Source organism: Micromonospora lupini str. Lupac 08 (genome assembly GCF_000297395.2).
GTDB lineage: Bacteria > Actinomycetota > Actinomycetes > Mycobacteriales > Micromonosporaceae > Micromonospora > Micromonospora lupini.
Window position 1 is genome coordinate 30,509 of record NZ_HF570107.1, and the last position, 18,005, is coordinate 48,513.

Here is an 18,005-nt window from a genome sequence, read left to right on the forward strand (position 1 = left end):
CGGCGGGGGTGCCGCGGCCGGCGGCGGTGCGGCAGCCGGCGGTGGCGCGGCAGCGGCAGGCGGACTCGCCGCGGCGGCCGGCCCGATCGCCGCCGGCGTCGTGGTCGGGCAGGCCGCAGCGAAGGCCGGCCCGGACGCGATCAGGAAGATCGGTGGTGCCGCCGCGGGGGCGTCGGGGCCGACAGGAGCTGACCAGTGACGACGACGGCCGCGCCGCCGAACCCGTCGCAGCAGCGCGCCTACGGCAACTGGCGTCGCGGCGTGTCGGCCGGACTGTTCGGCCTGGGCACCATCGGCACGCTGATCATGTTCGGTCTGGCCCTGCTGACCGTGCTGATGCTCGCCGTGTCACTCGTGGCGGCCCTGCTGACCGCGCTGTGCGGTGCGGCCGTCCTGGTCCCGCTGGCCATCCGCGTCAACGGGCGCTCCGGACTGCAGGTCATGGCGGCACGGTTCGCGTGGTGGCGAGGGCGTTCACGACGGCAGCACCTGTACCTGTCCGGCGTGGCCTCGAAGGTGACGCAGACACACCAACTGCCCGGCATTCTGGCCCGTTCGCAGATCTACGAGGTCGAGACGGGCCGCTCCGGGCGCATCGGCGTGGTGGTCATCCCACAGTCGCGGCACTACACCGTCACGCTGCGCTGCTACCCCGAGGGCATGGACCTGGTCGACCAGAGCGCCATCGACGCGCGCGTGGCACACCTCGCCGCCTGGCTGTCCAACCTCAGCCGTGAACCGGGCCTGGTACAGGCCGCGGTCACCGTGGAGAGCACCCCGGACCCGGGCACGCGGCTGGCCACCGAGGTCAACGACACGATGTCGCCGCAGGCACCGGAACTGGCCCGCCAGGTCCTCCACGAAGTGGTACGCAGCTACCCGGCCGGGTCGGCGACAGTCGAGACCCGGGTCTCGCTCACCTACACGCTGCCTCCGAACCGTCGACAGCTCTCGCACGAGGACATGTGCCGGGAGGTCGCCGCACGACTGCCGAACCTGCACTCCGGGCTCTCGGCCGCCGGCGGCGGCGGCGTACGCCCGATGATGCCGCGATCGCTGGTGCGGGCCGTGCGCGCCGCGTACGACCCCGGCACCAGCATCGAGCTGTCGCGTACCCCCGACCTGGACCTCACCTGGGAGAACGCCGGCCCGGTCTCGGCTCGGGAGAGCTGGGACTACTACCGCCACGACTCCGGGGTCTCGAGGACCTGGGGAATGGTCGAGGCTCCCCGTGGTGTCACCTTCGCCAACACGTTCGCCCGGCTGACCGACCCCGACCCGCAACTGCTGCGCAAGCGGGTGTCGTTGATCTACCGGCCGTACTCGCCGGCCGAGTCGGCCAAGCTCGTCGAAGCGGACAAGCGCGACGCCCGGTTCAACGCCACGAAGAAGTCCCAGGCCACCGCCCGGGACCTGGCCGACCTCAGCGCGGCCGAGCAGGCCGCGCAGGAGGAGGCTTCCGGCGCCGGCGTCGTGCGCTTCACGGTGCTGGTCACCGCCACCGTCTCCTCGGTCGAACAGCTCGACGAGGCGACCCGGATCATCGACTCGCGGGCCGCCGAGGCGCGGCTCATGCTCCGCCCGATGTACGGGGCCCAGGCGGCGACCTTCGCCGCCACCCTGCCGACCGGAGTGGTGCTGCCCGTGCACGCCACCGTGCCGTTCTAGGAGGCGGACCCGATGCCCCGATCCGTCATCCCGATCCGACGTCCCACCCGATTCGGCTACGCCGGACCCGGCGGCGGCCGGGTGTCGTGGGTCGAGTCGCCCACCGAGTACCGCGGCACGACTGTGCAGGTGTGCGGCCTGTGGCCGTTCGGCACCGGCTCGTCCACCCCGACTATCGGCGCTCCGCTCGGCCGGCACCGCTACACCAACGCGACTGTGTGCTTCGACCCGATCTCCTGGTACGAACGCGCCAAGCTGATCAACAACCCGTCGGTGTGGATCCAGGCCGAGCCGGCCATGGGCAAGTCCACGAGTGTGCGGCGGATGCTGCTGAGCCTGGTCGGCCAGGGGGTGACCCCGCTGATCCTGGGCGACCTCAAACCCGACTACGCCGAACTTGTCGCCGCGCTCGGCGGGCGGGTGCTGCGCGTGGGCCCCGGACTGCACCGGATCAACCCGCTCGACATCGGCCCCTGGCAGCAGGTGCTGGCACACGTGCAGGACCCCAAGGAGATCGAGCAGCTACGTGCGGAGATCGTCGACCGCCGGCTCAACGCCGCCCTGGTGCTGGCGACCCTGACCCGGGGTGCCCCGCTCGCGTCGGACGAGATCACCGTGCTGGCGGCCGCGCTGCGTTACCTGACCGAGCGGGAGAGCGTCGCCCAGCCGCTGCTGTCGGACGTGCTGCGGGTCATCGAGGAGGCACCCATGCAGGTGCGGTGGGTGACCCTGTGGCACGACGACAACGACCTGGACCGCTACCGCCTCGAGACGGAGAACCTGCGGCGTACGCTGCGGGCGCTGATCCACGGTCCGCTCGGCTCGACGGTCGAGGGCCACACCACCGCCTCGATCGAACTCGACACCACCGCGCTGTGCGTGGACATCTCCGGCATCAGCGAGACCAACCAGGCTCTGACCGCCGCCACCCTGGTCACCACCTGGGCCGCCGGCTTCGGTCAGGTCGAGGCGGCGCACCGGATGGCCGACCTGGGACTGGCCCCGCCGCGGCGCTTCTTCCTGGTCCTGGACGAGATGTGGCGCGCGTTGCGGGTCGGGCACGGCATGGTCGACCGCATCGACGCGCTGACCCGCCTGAACCGTTCCAAGGGCACCGGCACCGCGTTCATCACCCACTCGCTGGGCGACCTCCAGGCTCTGCCGAACGAGGAGGACCGCGCCAAGGCCCGCGGCTTCGCCGACCGGTGCGCGGTGCTCATGATCGGCGCCTGCTCCGAGCAGGAGCTCGACGCCGTGGCGCGGGTACGGCCCCTGTCGCAGGCCGAACGCAGCGAGGTGCTGTCGTGGTCGGCGCCGCCGTCGTGGACGACCGGGCCGGACGACGAGGAGGTCCTGATCGGCCGCGGGAACTTCCTCATCAAGGTCGGGACCAGGCCCGGCATCCCGGTGCACCTCGAACCCACCGAGATCGAGAAGCAACTGGGCAACACCGATTTCCGTTGGAAGCGCACATGAGCCGAACAGTGGGACCTGGCGGAAGCAGCGACTCCTCGGGCCTGATCGCCGGTGGCCTGGCCGTGCTCGCGCTGGCGGCGGCCGGGGCGGTGTGGCTCCCGTTGCGGCTGACCGAGCCGCCCGGCTATCACGGCGAGGGTCTGTTCAGCGCCGCCGGGGCGCTGATCTCGGGCAGGATCACGTGGACCGTCGCGTGCACCCTGGTGGCCGTCGGAGAGGTGCTGGTGGTGGCCGCGCTGGCCGCCGGTGTGCTGCTGCTGACCAGGGGCCGCCGGCTCCGGGGCAGCCGGGTCGACGAGGCCGCGCGGCACATGGCCCGTCGCGGTGATCTGAAGCACCTGAGCCCCGACGGCGTCACCGCGTCCGCGAAGCGGTTGCGGGCCAGCCTGGCCGACGCCGGCACCGTCGCCCCCGACGACGCGGGAGTCCTCATCGGACGCACCGTTGCCGGCGGTATGGAGCTGCGGCAGTCCTGGGAGGACATGGCCGTCGACATCTGGGGGCCGCGGACCGGTAAGACGACCGCGCGTGCGATTCCGGCCACCGTGTCCAACCCCGGGCCGACGCTTGTCACCAGCGTCAAGGGCGACATCATCGACGCCACCCGGGAACTGCGCGCGACGCGCGGCGAGATCTGGGTGTTCGACCCGCAGCAGGTCTGGGGGCAGCCGCAGCAGATGTGGTGGAACCCGCTCGGCGAGGTCGCCACCATCACCGACGCGCGCCGGCTGGCCGAGCACTTCGCCTCGGCGGAGCGCGAACCCGGTATGCAGCGCGACGCGTTCTTCGACCCCAGCGCCGAGGAGCTGGTGGCCAATCTGCTGCTGGCGGCCGCGGTCGGCGGCCGGTCCATCCTCGAGGTGTACCGGTGGGCGGTGAACCCGCGCGACGAGTCGCCTGCCGACATTCTCACCAGTGCGGGCTTCCAGTTGCCGGCCGACTCGATCATCGGTGTGGTCAACATGCCGGACCAGACCCGCGGCGGCGTCTACGCCGGTGCGCAGAAGATGCTCATGTGCCTGACCGAGCCGAGCGTCACCGCCTGGGTCAGCCCGCCGACCTCGTCGGCGATCCGGCAGTTCCGTCCCGAGACCTTCGTGGCCACCTGCGACACCGTCTACCTGCTCAGCCAGGGCGGTCCGGGATCGCCGGCGCCACTGATCGCGGCGCTTACCGACGCGGTGCTGCGGGCGGGGGAGCTGCGCGCCCGCGCCTCGCCGGGCCGGCGCCTCGACCCGCCGCTGATGTCGGTGCTCGACGAGGCGGCCAACATCTGCCGCATCCGCCAACTGCCGGCGCTGTACTCCTACTACGGCTCGCACGGCCTGCCGATCATCACGGTGCTGCAGTCGTACGCCCAGGGCATGGACGTGTGGGGTCGCGAAGGCATGCGCAAACTGTGGTCGGCGGCGAACGTGCGTACCTACGGCGGTGGCGTCGCGGACCCGGAGTTCCTCGAGGAGCTGTCCCGCCTCATCGGTGAACACGACGTCATGACCCGATCCACGTCGACAAACGGCTCCGGCTTCGGTCAGCAGTCCGTGTCGCGGCAGACCCGCCGCCAGCGGGTGCTCGACGTCGCGGAGCTGCACGCGCTGCCCCGGGGCCGGATGGTGGTGTACAGCTCCGGTGCGCCGCCGGTGCTGGCCCGCACCGCCCCCTGGCAGACCGGCCCGTACGCCGACGCCATCAAGGCCTCCATCGCCCGTTGGGACCCGGACAGCCGGAACGACTGGAGTCTCAAGGCCGACACCCCGCAGGTGCAGTCGTTCGACACCCCCGTACAGGAGCCGCGATGACCACGCCCACCGGCCAGAGCGGTTCGGAGAGGGCCGTGGCCGAACTGTCCGCTCTCCTGGAGCAGTTGTCCGGTGCTCTGCCGCGCGACGACACGCAGCCGGAACCGCAGGCGACCGCGGGTGCCGCCGCACAGCCGCAGCAGGCCGCCGACGAGGTGCCGGAGCCGGCGTTCCGCAACCTCGACGACTTCATGCGGCTGTATCTGGCCGAGGTCGTCGAGCGCCGCGTCCTGAGCGGGCCCAAGAGCGGCATCTACTGGTGCGACCGATGGTGGGCGCACCCCGAGGCGATCTCACGCTTCTACGCGATGTGGCGCGAGTGGGAGAGGGCCCGCATCGACGACACCATGAGCACCTGGTGGCTGCACCACCTCGATCCGCACCTGATGACCATGACCACCGAGTACGGGCCGTTCGCCAAGTGCGAACCCGGCCGGCACACCGAGCCCAGGACCCTGCCGGCCGTCGCCGCCCCGCGTGAGGTCCTCGATCAGCTGCCCGAGGGCTGAGCGCCGGGAGGGCCCCACGGCCCGTACCGGCTAGCCGAGGGCCGGGTGGAACACCAGTGCCGTGCCGTCCGACGGGTCCGCGGCAAGGCCCCCGTGAACGGTGACGGCCACCGGAGCCACCCCGGGCGACACCTCCTTGTCCGTGCCGGTGCGCGCGTCGAGGACGACGGCGGCGTCGTTCACCGTGCCGTAGACCGCGCCGTGCCAGGCCACGGTCATCCGGGGGGCGCGGCGACCCGTCGCGGGCAGCTGCCACAGGTCGTCTCCGGTGGTGGAGTCCAGTGCGAACAGCGGCTGCGAGTTGCCGATCGCGCACACCGTGACCGCCGCCTCGTCGTAGGAGCAGCGCAGTCCCGCCCCGTACTCGCCCTTCGTGCGGTTGACCAGGGTGCCGTCCTTCTTGATGAGCGTGTAGAAGCGCTTGCCGTCGGTCTGCTGACCCACCGCGACGAGAAAGGACGGACCGCCTGCGGCGAGTTCGGCGTTGGCGACCGAGAGCGCCGACCAGCGCTTGGCGCCGTCGAGCACCGCGAGTCCGGTGATGGAACGGCGGTAGCCGCTGTCCGGGGCGGTGAGGCCGACGACCGTGTCCCCCAGCAGTGCCGACGCGTCGAAGTCGTTGTCGCGCCAGAGGGTGCTGCCGGTGCTGACGTCGACGGCCACTGTCACCTGCTTGCCGATGCCGAGCACCACGACGGAGCCGCGACCGCCGATCACGCGGACGTGGTCACGGGCGACCAGGCTGAAGTCGCCCTCGGCCGGCTTGGCGTCCACCGTCACGGTCTTCGTCAGCCGGCCGTCCGTCGCGTCGATCACGAGCAGCTCGACGGCCTGCCGGGCCGCGACGGTGCCGGAGGCGGGGATCTCCACCGCGTACGGCACGACCACCGCGGGCTTTCCGGAGAGGTCGATCAGCACCGGCCGGTGCCCGGCGGCGGCCGGGTTGCGGGTGATCGGCGACTGCTCCGGCGTGAGCACCGACAGACGGTGTCCGCTGCCCACCTCCACCACAGTGGTCTGGGCGTCGCCGGCCAGGAACGCGGTGGTGCCGTGCAGGAGGACGTCGCCGGGGCGAGCCTCGCCCAGCGCGGCGCCGGTCGGCGCGAATCGGGTCGGCGGGTCGAACGCCGGCATCGACGGGGTGGCAGCGGGGGCCGACGCGGCCGGCGGTGACGGTGGTGACGGCGGGTCGTCGTCGCTGCACGCCGTGGTCGTCGCCGCGAGGGCAACAATCACCGCCGCCGTCTGGAGCCGCGCTCTCACCACTGGATCCCCGTTTCCCGTGATCGTCCCCCCGCGCGGAAGCATAGCAACGGGCATCGATCAGACGGGCGTTCACCGAGGTCCGCTGCCATCTCGGTCGATCGACGGCGGCCGGATCCGCGGTCGCCCCGCCCGACACGCCGTCACCGCGGTTTCCTGGTCTGTCGCGATTGGACAGGTCGATCTATGCTCACCTCTGCACGCACCGTGAGCGGATTCGGCAGCTGGCCACCGCGTGGGCGTGCCGGTGCAGTCGTGCGTTCGGGGGAGGGCACTGCATGAGTCTGCTGTGCGCGGACCGGGGGGCCGCCAGAGCCGCCAGCGGTGCTGCCGCGCCCCGCCGGCCTCGTCCTGCCCGTCGCGCGGATGAGCGTCCCGTGAGCTACGAGGCCATGACCTTCCCCGCCGGCGTAAGGATGTGGACATGGAGGCAGCAAAGGTGACGAAGGTGTCGGATTCCTGGGGATGCATGCTCAGCACGCACCGTTACCTCTGGAACGAGCGGGACGAATCGGTACGGCAGAACCTCACCTTCGCCGAACAGGCCGACCTGTCCCGCAGGACGCTGGCGGGCGAGGGCGATGCCGAGGCACCGCGGTCCGTCGAGATCGCCAGCACCGAGGCGCTCGTGGCCGCGTCCCTGCTCCGGGAGTTGTCGGCCCGGCTTCGCCAGGGCGTCACCACCGACGCGGTGAGCCCGGACGCCGTGCAACTGGCCGAAGTGGCCGACGAACTCGTCGGCCGGCTCTACGCAGCGACGGGAATGCGCGGCTGACCGTCGCCGCGACCGCGCGCCGCGCGATTTCGGTGCCCTGACCGCCGACCAGGTATCCGCAGACAGCAGAAGAGGGCAGCAGAGATGACAGTGCCATTGCCGCCGGCCCGGGCGGAGGCGCAGAACCGGCCGTTGAACGTGCTCACGCTGTGCGACAAGTGGATCGGCGGCGGTCCGATCGCCGTCAACCGGGAGATCTCCATAGCGCTCGCGGAGCTCGGGCACCGGGTGACCACCCGGGTGAGTGTCCCCTCGCCGTCGCATCCCCTGGTCGACATCCAGGTGCTCGACCCGGTCCCGGGGGTGTCCGACACGCGGGCGCAGTTGCTCCGGGCGGACCGGCTCCCTGCGGACGTCGACGTCATCATGGGCCACGGCCGGTTCTCCGGTGGGGCCGCCTCCTACCTGCGCGACAACTTCTACCCCCACGCGAAGGTGGTGCACTTCGTCCACGTGACGGCGGACGAGATGGACCGTGGCCGCGGCGAACCGTTGGAGTCGAACCAGCACACCGAGACCGAGCGCGCCCTGGTGTCCCGGGCCGACCTGGTGGTCGGGGTGGGTCCGCTGCTGACCGACGAGGGCCGCCGCCTGGCCCGGATGTGTGAGAAGCCGCCCCCGGTGGTGCAGATGACCCCCGGAGTGATCCTGGAGACGCCACCCCGGTACGACCCGGAGCAGACCCGACTGAACCTGCTGGTCTTCACGCGCACCGACGACCGCCTCAAGGGCGCCGACATCGCCGCCGCCGCCGTCGGCGAACTGCACAACCGCGGCATGGACGTACGGCTCACGATGCTGGGGGCCCACAAGTCCGACGTCGCCGAACAGGAACGCGTGCTGTCCGACATCGCCGGCTTCCCGGTCCGGGTCCGGGGCTACACCTCCGACCCGAACGTCATGGCCGCCGAACTCCGCGGGGCGGACATGGTGATCCACGCGGCACGGCACGAGGACTTCGGCCTGGCCCCGCTGGAGGCCGCGGGGCACGGCGTGCCGGTCCTGGTCGGGAACCACACCGGAGTCGGGATGTTCCTCGGCGACCCGAAGGAGGTGCCAGCGGCTCTGGGCGCACCGTCGGTGGTGAACACCCGGGGAAGCTCGGAGGCGACACTGCCCACCGTGTGGGCCGACCACGCCGAGGCCGTCCTGAAGGATCTGCCGGAGGCCCGGCGTCGAGCCATGGACCTGCGTGAGCACCTCGGGCAGAACCACACCTGGCGACACGCCGCCGAAGGGGTGGTCGAGAACATCCGGACCCTGGCGCCGCCCACGCGCGGCACCACCGCCGCGACGGCCGCATTGCAGGTCGCTCACCAACAGACTCGTCCTCCGGCCGTGGCGCCCCGGCGTCCGCAGGGATGGCAGGAGGCCTTCCGGCCGGGACGCGGCCGGTGAGCGGTACGGGACCCGCTGCCCACGACGCCGTGAAGCCGTGGCTGTTGCTCGACATCGACGGGGTCCTCAACCCCGTCGGTGACCATGCCGACCGGGGCTTCACACCGCATGACCTGCACGGCTACCAGGTGCAGCTCAACCCCGAGCACGGAGTGCTGCTGAACGCCCTCGACCGTGAGGGACTTGTCGAGCTGCGCTGGGCGACGACCTGGAACGATGCCGCGAACGCCTACGTCGCGCCCGTCGTCGGCCTGGCCGACCCGCTGCCCGTCCTGGTCATCGACCGGGCTCTGGCCGGCCCGGTGCCGTTCGGCGTGAACTGGAAGGCCGCGAGCGTGCTGGCCGAGGCCGACGGCATGCCGTTCGCCTGGCTGGACGACTTCTTCACGGACCCCGACCGGCGGTGGGCCGAGGCGCGTGTCCTCGACACCGGCGTACCCACGCTGCTCGTGCCGATCGACCCGGCGGTCGGGTTGCTCCCCGACCACCTCGATCAGGTGCGCTCATGGGCACAGAGCACCAGCGGTCCCGCAGTCCTCAGCGGCGAGGAACTCCTGGAGCGCACCCCGCACCTGGCGGCCGACCCGGTGTCGCGGGAACGGGCGGAATGGTTCGCGCGCACCTGCAACGCCCTGCCCGGCCAGGCGACCGGTCTCGACCGGAGGGACCTCACCGTCTCGCTCTGGGACCGCTGCGCGACAGCGGTCACGGCCGAGCACAGCGGTGAGCCGCGCGGGGTACGCCCCACCGACGAGTTCGTCCGCCAGTCCTTCCGCCGGTTCCTCCGTGGCGACGGCGCGGCGGCGACCGTCTGGGCCGATCGAGCGGCGCTGCGGGCCGCCCAGCCCGAGCGCGGTGGCGTGGCGCACGCCAAGGACTCGTACCGTCTCGTTCTCGGAGACCCAGCCGACCGCGACGCCGGCCGGCGGATCCAGCAGCTCGTGGATTCCGCGGTGGCCGACCTCGGGATCAGCCCGGACATCCAGCGCACCCACCGCTCGGTCCTGATCGGATCCCCCGGCCCGCTCGTGCAGGTCTCCGTCCGCGCCGACCGCAGCGACACGTCAAGTGACCTGACAGTCGCCTTCGGTCACGGCGGCCGGGCCGAGCGGGTCCCGTACGATCAACTGCTGCGCGACGGTCCGGATGCCCTGCTCGAGAGGGTCACGGGAGTGGCCAGGTCCGTGGCGGAGATGCGGGAGGGACGGCCCGCCGCCGTCGCCTACCTGCCGAGGCCCGCCGCGCGCCGGCCTCAACAGCAGCCGCACCAGGCGACGCCGGCGGTTCGTCCACCTACATCACCACAGCCATCAAGGGGCAGGCGATGACATCGGAAAGTCCGAGGCACGAGGGCAGGGCCATCGATGAGGCCCGGCAGGACTACGACGCTCTGAGCGCGGTCGGTGAGCTGTTCCCCGGCACCGCTCTGGCGGAGAGCAGCCGGCAGCTCGGGCAGGGCGGTGACTGGCCGGAGAACCTGAGCGAATCTCCGCTCGTCATCGACGCCGCCTCCGCCTGGGGCCCGGGCACCGTCCTCGCGGTGGCGGCCGCCGCACGCGGCGTCCCGCAGCTCGCTCTGGTGCTGGTGGGCGACGAGCCGGCCCGATCGGCGGCACGCCGCCTCCTGGACGCTGCGGGCCGCGCCGACGTCACGGTCGTGAACCGGCCCCCCGATGTGCCGTCAGTCGTCCGGTCCGCCTGCGGCGACAACGGGCAGCCGATCCGCTGGGTCAGCTTCGGCGAGCCTCTCCGCCTTGCGCAGCTGATCCAGCACGATCCGGGCCTGGCCGAACGGTTGCGTGTCACGCAGTCGGCGGACAGCGGGAGACCGGCGAGCGCCGAGGCCGCTCGTACGGTGCTGGACGCGGTGCGGGAGGGGCGGCTCGCCGCGCTCGACCTGGTGCTCACCGGGCCGGCAGACGCCGGGTCGTCCATCGACCGCGGCCGCCGCCAGGCCATGGCGCTGGCCGAGGCGCTTGACGACACGGTCGACCGGTCGGATGCGGCCGCCGTGCTCAGTGACTCCGTCGCCCTGAGCGCCGCCGTGATGTTGCCCTTCGTCGATGTGGAACAGGCGGGCACCGAGGTCGACGGCGAGGGCGTCTTCCAGCGCGGCAACGACGGGGTCCGCCTGTGGTGGGGGGCCGTCGAGGAGTACGAAGCGCTGCTCCGCTGGCTCACCCGGGTCGTCGAGCCGTCCTCGGCGGCGTCGCGGCCCGACCGAGGGGCGTGACAGGTGGCGGCCACCGAGGAGTTCTCCGGACTCGACGCGATCTACGAGGCGTACGGGCTGGAGTCCGCGAGCGACCGGTCGGCGGTCGCGGACGCGTACGCCGTCTTCCGTCAGCACCACGGGCCCTACGTCACCTCAATCGCCGCGGAGATGCTCGACGACCTGCGGGCTTCCGTCGACGCCGACCCGAACACGCGTGTCGTCTTCGTCGGACGGGACGGCTTCAGCCTCGGCGTGGCCGTCCGTGCGCTGGACCGCGACTTCTTCGACGCGCACTGCCACAACGTGGTGCTCTCCCGAGCACTGGCCGAGGCCGCGGTCCAGGACAAGGAGAAGAACAGCGGGGCCGAGTACCCACAGCTCGAGCCGTACCGGGAGATCTCCAAGTCGATCGACGACCGGGATGTCGACGGCGCCTACCAGCGGCTCACGCGATACCTGCGGGGCAACGGAATTCCGGTGGGCAAGGAAGGCAGCAGCGTCACCTTCGTCGACAGTTGTCTGAAGGGAACGATTCAGGAACTGTGCGCCGCGGTCTATCCCAAGACCGAGTTCACCGGTCGGTACATGTTCTACTACGGCATCGAGGGCGATCCGCATCCCGGGAGCAAGAAGGGATATGCGCTGCACCGCGAGGGTGGCATCGGCGGAGGTCTGAAGACGCTCCCGGACGACCCCGCGCTCACCTTCGGCAGCATTCCGGCGATCCGCGTCATCGAGAACGCGTTGCAGGGCCCGCTGAGCAGTCCGAAACGAATCAAGGACGATGCGCCCGACCAGACACGTCTGGTGGACACCCCGGACCGGACGTGGGGATGCAATCCGGTGCTGATCGCCGAGCCCTACCGCATTCCCGCCGTCCGCGAAGCCAGCAAGGTCGCGGCCCTGCTCGCCGTCCACGACAGTGCGGTGGACGTCAGGAACGGCGCTCCGCTCGACACGGCGGCGGTGCGTGAGCAGTTCACCACGCAGGTGCGTTCCTGGATCAACCGCAGTGACGACGTGGAGCCGGGACTGAACCGGATACTTGACAGCTTCGTCCACCGCGACGACCACCGCCTCGTCCGCCGCCTGGACGATCTCATGCACGAGGCGCGTCTTCCCGAGGACACCCGGACCCAGTTCTGGACGAAGTTCGACGAGGTCACGTCGATCGACGACAAGAAGGCCTTCATCGAGCAGTTCCGGAACGTGACCCAGCGGGGTCCTGACGTCGTCGCGCCGCGCGGGGAGATCGACGCCACGCACCGCCGCGCCGGGACCGGCCAGCCGTGGCTGCGGGGCATCGCACCGACGGCGGGCGGCACGGTGTCTCAGGCGCCTGCCCAGCGGGGGCGGCCGCCCGGCAGCAGCGCTCCGCAGCGGACCTCCGGCGGTACGCCGCACACCGGGCACCCCCGGCGACCCGACGCTCCGAGTCGCTGACCCGCCCCGGCAGGAAGGATCCCCGCACATGCCTACCGATTCCGGCCTCGCCGCCGCGTACCCCCTGCTGTTCGCCCCGCAGCGGTGGGAATGGGGCGGCCTCGACGCCCAGTTCGCCATCGGCGCACCGGCGGACGCGCTGGTCACCAACGTGCACGTCGTGGGGTTCAGCGGCGACCAGGTCATCCTGTGCCGCGACGACCGCGACGTCTGGTTCCTCCCCGGAGGCACGCGCGAGCCCGGTGAGAGCGTCGAGGAGTGCGTCGGGCGGGAGCTGCTGGAGGAGGCGGGCGCGGTTCTCACCAGCCCGCTGACGGTGGTGGGCGCGCATCACTGCGTCACCGACCGTCCGCTGCCGTACCGGCCGCACCAGCCGCATCCGGAGAAGGCCTGGCTGTGGTGCGTCGCGGACGCCGCGATCGTCCAGGCGCCGACGATGCCTGAGGACGCGGAACAGATCGTCGAGGTCCGCGCGGTGCCGATCCCGGAGGCCGCCGTGCTGCTGCTCACCGACCAGCCCTGGCTTCCCGACCTGCTCATGCTGGCCGTGGAGACGCGCAGGGGTGATGCCGCCGCCCGATAGCACGGTGGCCGGGTCGTCAGCCGAGGGTCGGCCGAGTTCTTGCTTATACCGACCCGTGGGCGGGCAGGTCGAGGAGTTCGCGGGCGCCCTGGCGCAGCAGGGCCGCGGCCACCGAAGTCCCGAGGGTGAGGGGATCCGCCGCCCATTCGTGCGCGTCGAGCACTGTCTTGCCGTCGATGCTGAGCACCCTCGCCCGCAGACCGAGGCGCCCGTCGGGTTCGGTGCGCGCGAGCGCGGCGATCGGCGAGTGGCAGTTGCCCTGGAGGATGTGCAACAGGGTCCGCTCCGCCACGGTCTCCCGCGCGGTTCGCGGGTCGCCGAGGCGCGCCACGAGGTCACGGGTGCTGGTGTCGTCGTCGCGGCACTGCAGGACCAGGGTTCCGGAGCCGATCGCCGGGACCATCGTGTCGACGTCGATCGGGTGGGTGATCCGGTCGGCCCGCCCGATCCGTTCCAGCCCGGAGACCGCGAGCAGCAGCGCGTCGTACGTGTCGCCGGCGTCGAGCTTGGCCAGCCGGCTGTTCGCGTTGCCGCGCACCGGCACCGGCACCAGGTGCGGCCAGTGCAGGGTCAGTTGCGCGATCCGCCGGACGGCGGAGGTGCCGATCCGGCTGCCGGCGGGCAACCGCTCGATGCTCAGTCCGCCCGGGTGGACCAGGCAGTCCCGTACATCGTCTCGCGCGAGGTAGGCGGCCATCACCGTGCCGGCCGGCACCGGCCGGTCCCCGGGTACGTCCTTGACACAGTGGACAGCGACGTCGACGTCCCCGGCGAGCAGGGCCGCGTCCACCTCCTTGGTGAACGCTCCCTTGCCACCCAACGCGGCCAGGTCGCCGTGCCACCGATCGCCGCTTGTCGTCATCGACACCACGTCCACCGCGACCTCGGGGTGCCGGTCGGCGAGCAGCGCGCGAACCCGCTCAACCTGGGCCAGCGCCATCGGGGAGTTGCGGGTACCGATGCGCAGCAGCCGGGAGTCGGACATACCGGCGAGGGTAGACCGTAGTGGGCGGGCGGCGACAGCCAGCCCGACGCTGCTGCGCTCTTGTCCGCACATTCGAAGACGGCGCGCGAACCTAACGAACAGCTCACATGCGGCGACCACGCTGGCCGGCATGCGATACACGATTGTGAAGATGGTCGGTCTGGGGGCCCTGCTGTTGTCCCTTCAGGCTTGCGGCGGCCAGTCGAAGGAGTCGGAGCCGCAGGTGGCCGCGATCCCGGGCGCGACGACGTCGGCCAGCGCCGGCCCGGCCGGTTCGAGCAGCGGCGCCGATCGTCAGCTTCCCCTCGGGGCGACCGGGCAGGAGATCGACCGCGTCTACGACGCCTATTACGCCTGCTGGGTGCAGCACGGCGTGCCGTCGGCGCCGGGGGAGAACGGCGGTCCGCTGCTCAGCTACAAGATGGACCAGGCGAAGTATCAGCCGGCCGTGGACGCGTGCGCCGACAAGGAGCCGCTGGGCGCTCCGGAACTCGACCCCCAGCAGAACCCGAACTTCGCCGACGACCTCCGCGAGCAGTTGCGGTGCGTCCAGAGCCACGGTCTGTCGATGGAGATCCGGCAGGCGGGAACCGACAACGCCGGCCTCTGGGTCGCGCCGGAGACCAAGGCCAATCTCGAGAAGGCGAACAGCGCCGCGGGGAGGGAGATCCAGCGTCAGTGCGAGATCTCGGCCTTCACGCAGAAGTAGCCGACCGTGCGGACGAAAACCCTCATCGCCGTCATGTCCGGTGCGCTCGCGTTGGGCGGCGTGGTCTACGTCGTTCACGCCCGCGCCGGCCAGGACACCCGGCCCGCCCACCCGGCCGCCGCCGAGGTGGCCACGGCCCAGGTGGTCCGGACCGACCTGTCCGACTATTGGACGGAGAGCGGCACGGTCGGCTATCGCAGGCAGCGCACCCTTCGCGGCGTCGCTGCCGGCGTGCTCACCTGGCTGCCGAAGCCGGGCAGTGTCATCGCCCGGGGCGACACCCTGTATCGGGTCGGCGACCGGCCGGTGACACTGTTCTTCGGTTCGTCGCCGATGTTCCGCGACATCGAGGTGGTCGGCACGGTCGGCCGCGACGTCAAGGTGCTGGCTGACAACCTGCGGACGCTCGGCTATCGGATCGGGCACCAGCCGCCGCCGGGGACCCGGGTCACCGTCCAGGGTGCTCCCCCGCCGGCTGCCGGCGCGGGCACGGACAAGAGCACCGGCAAGACCACGGACAGGACCACTGACCGGGACGCGCCCACGGCCGGATCCGGCACGTCGTCCTACCAGACCGTCGTGACCAGCCAGGACGGGGTCTTCACCCCATCGCTGAAGGACGCGGTGAAACGCTGGCAGGCGGCCGAAGGGGTACGACCGGCCACCGGTGCGGTGACCCTCGGCGACATCCTGGTGCTGCCCGGAGCGGTACGGGTAGGCGCGGCTTCGGCGCAGCTGGGCGACGACGCCACCGGCAACCTGATGGCGATCAGCGATCAGGCCAAGGCGGTGTTGGTGGAGATCGACGCGAGTCGGGCCGACGATCTCCGGGCCGGGCAGAAGGTGCAGATCGGCCTCCCGGACAGCTCGCACACCAGCGGCACCATCAACTCGGTGAGCAGCAACGTCCAAGCCGGCCCGTCAGAAGGCGGAGAATCCGGCTCGGAGAGCCCGAAGGTGCAGGTCGTCGTCACGGTGGACAAGGCTGCGGCGATCCAGAACATCAGTTCGGCCGCCGTCGAGGTCCGGTTCACCGGCACCACCGAGCACGACGTCCTCGCCGTACCGGTCGGCGCACTGCTCGCGCTCAGCGGCGGCGGCTACGGCGTCCAGATCTCCGACGGTGCCCTGGTCGCGGTGAAGGTGGGCCTGTTCGCCGACGGCATGGTGGCGATCACCGGTACGGGCATCACCGCCGGCACCCGGGTGGTGACGACGTCGTGACCACGGTGCTGGAGATCGACGGCGCCAGCCGGCGCTACGGCAGGGACGTGACGGCGCTGCGCGACGTCTCGTTGCGGATCGACGCGGGAGAGTTCGTGGCCATCCTCGGCCCATCCGGGTCGGGAAAGTCCACCCTCCTCAACATCATGGGCACGCTGGACCGGCCCACCGAGGGCCGGGTGCTGATCGGCGGACGTGACGTCACCACCATGTCCGACCGGCAGCTGTCCAGCCTGCGCGGCCGCTGGCTGGGCTTCGTGTTCCAGCAGTTCCACCTCACCGATGGGCTGAGCGCGACCGAGAACGTCTCGACCGGCCTGCTCTACGCCGGCGTGCACCGCCGTCACCGCCGGGCGCTGGCCCTGGCGGCACTGGAGCGGGTCGGCCTGGCCCACCGCGCCGACCACCACCCGCAGGCGCTCTCCGGCGGCGAACGCCAACGGGTGGCGATCGCCCGGGCGCTTGTCAACAGGCCCGCGCTGGTGTTGGCCGACGAGCCGACCGGGGCGCTCGACATGGCGACCGGCTCGGCCGTGCTCGACCTGCTGACCGAGCTGAACCGGGAGGGGACCACGATCGCGTTGATCACTCACGATCACGAGGTGGCCGCCCGGGTGCCCCGACAGATCCGCATCCTGGACGGCCGGCTGGTGTCGGACTCCGCGGTGGGCGGTGTGCCGGTATGAGGCGTACCCGTGAAGCGGCGCGAGTGGACCGGGACGCCGCGCCGGTCCGACTGGCCCCGGCCGACCTGATCGGTCTGGGTCTGCTCGGCCTCCGCACGCGCACGGCGCGGGCCGCGCTGTCGGCGCTCGGCATCGCCATCGGCATCGCCACCCTGGTCCTGGTCACCGGGATCCCCGCGTCGAGTCAGCGGGCACTCGAGGAGAAGCTGGCCGCCCTGGGCACCAACCGACTTCAGGTCACACCGGCGCCCAACCGCGAGCCACCGGTCAAGCTGCCCGTCGAGTCGGTGGACATGGTGTCCCGGATCGCGCCGGTGACGGTGGCGAGCGCGACCGCCGACTTCGGGCTGAACGTCGCCCGCTCCGACCGGACCGGCCCTGGCGACTACAACGCGATCGCGGTTGTCGCCACCAGGACGAACCTGCTCGCGGCGATCGACGGCCGGGTACGTTCCGGCCGTTTCCTGGACTCCGCGATGGAACGGCTGCCGACAGTGGTCCTCGGCTCGGTCGCCGCCCAACGGCTCGGCTTCACCACAGTCGACCTCTCCCAGCCGATCCAGGTCCACCTCGGCGGGCAGCGGTTCAGCGTGATCGGCATCCTCGACCCGGTGCCACTCGCGCCCGAGATCGACCGCTCGGCGATGATCGGCTGGGAGGCGGCCAACCGCTGGCTGCGCTTCGACGGGCACCCGACCCGGATCTATGTGCAGACCACCGACGCCCAGGTGGTCGCGGTGCGCTCGGTCCTGGCGGCCACGGCCAACCCGGAGCATCCGGGCGACGTACTGGTCAGTCGCCCCTCGGACGGGCTCGCCGCCAAGCAGGCGGTCCGGCAGACCTTCAACTCGCTGCTGCTCGGGCTGGCCGGGATCGCGTTGTTGGTAGGCGGCATCGGGGTGGCGAACACGATGTACATCTCGGTGTTGGAGCGGCGCCGCGAGATCGGCCTGCGTCGGGCTCTGGGTGCCAACAGGGGCCAGGTGCGGATCCAGTTCGTGACCGAGTCGATCGTGCTGTCGGCGCTCGGCGGAGCAGCCGGGGTGCTGACCGGCGCGGTGGCCGTCGCCGGCTACGCCACCCTCCAGCACTGGCCGGTGACGATCCCACCCGCGGCGGCCGCCGCCGGGCTGGGAGGCGCCCTGGTCGTCGGGGTGTTGGCGGGTGTCTATCCGGCGATGCGGGCGGCCTCGCTCGACCCCACCGAGTCGCTCGCCAGCGTCTGAGCTGCCGTTAGGAATCTGTCAGGTCGGGTGGGAAATCGGTTCGGTG

At 71.6% G+C, this 18,005-nt stretch carries 17 protein-coding genes; 15 read left to right on the top strand and 2 right to left on the bottom strand.

What is annotated here, in order from left to right; all coding sequences use genetic code 11:
* From MILUP08_RS36435 to MILUP08_RS00190, 5 genes are all read left to right on the top strand, one after another.
* The coding region (locus MILUP08_RS36435) for a hypothetical protein (protein ID WP_420329254.1) at nt 1-199 on the top strand (199 nt) is incomplete at its 5' end.
* A complete protein-coding gene (locus MILUP08_RS00175) occupies nt 196-1,668 on the top strand; it encodes an SCO6880 family protein (RefSeq protein WP_007453538.1) in 1,473 nt (490 codons plus the stop codon). The genes MILUP08_RS36435 and MILUP08_RS00175, both read left to right, overlap by 4 nt.
* Nucleotides 1,669-1,680: 12 nt before the next feature.
* Nucleotides 1,681-3,144 carry a hypothetical protein gene (locus MILUP08_RS00180; RefSeq protein ID WP_007453540.1) on the top strand — a complete coding sequence of 488 codons (1,464 nt, stop codon included), beginning with the start codon at nt 1,681-1,683 and terminating at the stop codon, nt 3,142-3,144.
* A complete protein-coding gene (locus tag MILUP08_RS00185) occupies nt 3,141-4,943 on the top strand; it encodes a type IV secretory system conjugative DNA transfer family protein (protein WP_007453543.1) in 1,803 nt (600 codons plus the stop codon). The genes MILUP08_RS00180 and MILUP08_RS00185 overlap by 4 nt, the downstream gene beginning before the upstream one ends.
* The gene (locus tag MILUP08_RS00190; RefSeq protein WP_007453545.1) at nt 4,940-5,452 is read left to right on the top strand and encodes a DUF4913 domain-containing protein; all 513 of its coding nucleotides are present in this window, start codon (nt 4,940-4,942) and stop codon (nt 5,450-5,452) included. The genes MILUP08_RS00185 and MILUP08_RS00190 overlap by 4 nt, the downstream gene beginning before the upstream one ends.
* 30 nt (nt 5,453-5,482) lie before the next feature.
* Here the strand turns inward: MILUP08_RS00190 and MILUP08_RS00195 are convergent, their stop codons facing one another.
* On the bottom strand, nt 5,483-6,715 hold the full coding sequence (locus MILUP08_RS00195; protein ID WP_167626020.1) for an outer membrane protein assembly factor BamB family protein: 1,233 nt from the start codon (nt 6,713-6,715) through the stop codon (nt 5,483-5,485).
* 424 nt (nt 6,716-7,139) lie between these two features.
* Between MILUP08_RS00195 and MILUP08_RS00200 the strand changes: the two genes are divergently transcribed.
* The 6 genes from MILUP08_RS00200 (at nt 7,140) to MILUP08_RS00225 (ending at nt 13,129) form a co-directional block, all read left to right on the top strand.
* On the top strand, nt 7,140-7,490 hold the full coding sequence (locus tag MILUP08_RS00200) for a hypothetical protein (protein WP_007453549.1): 351 nt from the start codon (nt 7,140-7,142) through the stop codon (nt 7,488-7,490).
* A gap of 84 nt (nt 7,491-7,574) precedes the next feature.
* On the top strand, nt 7,575-8,888 hold the full coding sequence (locus MILUP08_RS00205; RefSeq protein ID WP_007453552.1) for a glycosyltransferase family 4 protein: 1,314 nt from the start codon (nt 7,575-7,577) through the stop codon (nt 8,886-8,888).
* Entirely contained in the window at nt 8,885-10,216 is a 1,332-nt protein-coding gene (locus MILUP08_RS33550) for an HAD domain-containing protein (RefSeq protein ID WP_007453554.1), read from the top strand. Before MILUP08_RS00205 ends, MILUP08_RS33550 begins: the two co-directional genes overlap by 4 nt.
* A complete protein-coding gene (locus tag MILUP08_RS00215; protein ID WP_007453556.1) occupies nt 10,213-11,121 on the top strand; it encodes a hypothetical protein in 909 nt (302 codons plus the stop codon). The genes MILUP08_RS33550 and MILUP08_RS00215 overlap by 4 nt, the downstream gene beginning before the upstream one ends.
* Nucleotides 11,122-11,124: 3 nt before the next feature.
* A complete protein-coding gene (locus MILUP08_RS00220; protein ID WP_007453557.1) occupies nt 11,125-12,546 on the top strand; it encodes a hypothetical protein in 1,422 nt (473 codons plus the stop codon).
* Nucleotides 12,547-12,574: 28 nt separating this feature from the next.
* Nucleotides 12,575-13,129: an NUDIX hydrolase gene (locus MILUP08_RS00225; protein WP_007453558.1), complete on the top strand. Its 555-nt coding sequence runs from the start codon at nt 12,575-12,577 to the stop codon at nt 13,127-13,129.
* A 43-nt stretch (nt 13,130-13,172) separates the two neighbouring features.
* Here the strand turns inward: MILUP08_RS00225 and hemC are convergent, their stop codons facing one another.
* A complete protein-coding gene (hemC, locus tag MILUP08_RS00230) occupies nt 13,173-14,114 on the bottom strand; it encodes a hydroxymethylbilane synthase (protein WP_007453559.1) in 942 nt (313 codons plus the stop codon).
* A gap of 151 nt (nt 14,115-14,265) precedes the next feature.
* Here hemC and MILUP08_RS00235 point away from each other — a divergent pair, with 151 nt between their 5' ends.
* The 4 genes from MILUP08_RS00235 to MILUP08_RS00250 are packed head-to-tail and all read left to right on the top strand — an operon-like array spanning nt 14,266 to nt 17,959.
* Nucleotides 14,266-14,823, top strand: coding sequence for a hypothetical protein (locus MILUP08_RS00235; protein WP_144056834.1), 558 nt, complete (start codon nt 14,266-14,268; stop codon nt 14,821-14,823).
* Nucleotides 14,824-14,829: 6 nt separating this feature from the next.
* Complete coding sequence (locus MILUP08_RS00240) at nt 14,830-16,047, top strand: efflux RND transporter periplasmic adaptor subunit (RefSeq protein WP_007453563.1); 1,218 nt, start codon at nt 14,830-14,832, stop codon at nt 16,045-16,047.
* The gene (locus MILUP08_RS00245) at nt 16,044-16,733 is read left to right on the top strand and encodes an ABC transporter ATP-binding protein (protein ID WP_007453565.1); all 690 of its coding nucleotides are present in this window, start codon (nt 16,044-16,046) and stop codon (nt 16,731-16,733) included. Before MILUP08_RS00240 ends, MILUP08_RS00245 begins: the two co-directional genes overlap by 4 nt.
* Nucleotides 16,730-17,959 (top strand): ABC transporter permease, encoded by a 1,230-nt coding sequence (locus MILUP08_RS00250; RefSeq protein ID WP_007453567.1) that lies wholly within the window; start codon nt 16,730-16,732, stop codon nt 17,957-17,959. Before MILUP08_RS00245 ends, MILUP08_RS00250 begins: the two co-directional genes overlap by 4 nt.
* The last annotated feature ends 46 nt before the right edge of the window (nt 17,960-18,005 follow it).

What these genes read in the sequence shown, in the direction of transcription:
- MILUP08_RS00180 (WP_007453540.1), top strand. Translation starts at nt 1,681, where the DNA reads ATGCCCCGATCCGTCATCCCGATCCGACGTCCCACCCGATTCGGCTAC.
- MILUP08_RS00185 (WP_007453543.1), top strand. Translation starts at nt 3,141, where the DNA reads ATGAGCCGAACAGTGGGACCTGGCGGAAGCAGCGACTCCTCGGGCCTG.
- MILUP08_RS00190 (WP_007453545.1), top strand. Translation starts at nt 4,940, where the DNA reads ATGACCACGCCCACCGGCCAGAGCGGTTCGGAGAGGGCCGTGGCCGAA.
- MILUP08_RS00200 (WP_007453549.1), top strand. Translation starts at nt 7,140, where the DNA reads ATGGAGGCAGCAAAGGTGACGAAGGTGTCGGATTCCTGGGGATGCATG.
- MILUP08_RS00205 (WP_007453552.1), top strand. Translation starts at nt 7,575, where the DNA reads ATGACAGTGCCATTGCCGCCGGCCCGGGCGGAGGCGCAGAACCGGCCG.
- MILUP08_RS00215 (WP_007453556.1), top strand. Translation starts at nt 10,213, where the DNA reads ATGACATCGGAAAGTCCGAGGCACGAGGGCAGGGCCATCGATGAGGCC.
- MILUP08_RS00225 (WP_007453558.1), top strand. Translation starts at nt 12,575, where the DNA reads ATGCCTACCGATTCCGGCCTCGCCGCCGCGTACCCCCTGCTGTTCGCC.
- hemC (WP_007453559.1), bottom strand. Translation starts at nt 14,114, where the DNA reads ATGTCCGACTCCCGGCTGCTGCGCATCGGTACCCGCAACTCCCCGATG.
- MILUP08_RS00235 (WP_144056834.1), top strand. Translation starts at nt 14,266, where the DNA reads ATGGTCGGTCTGGGGGCCCTGCTGTTGTCCCTTCAGGCTTGCGGCGGC.
- MILUP08_RS00250 (WP_007453567.1), top strand. Translation starts at nt 16,730, where the DNA reads ATGAGGCGTACCCGTGAAGCGGCGCGAGTGGACCGGGACGCCGCGCCG.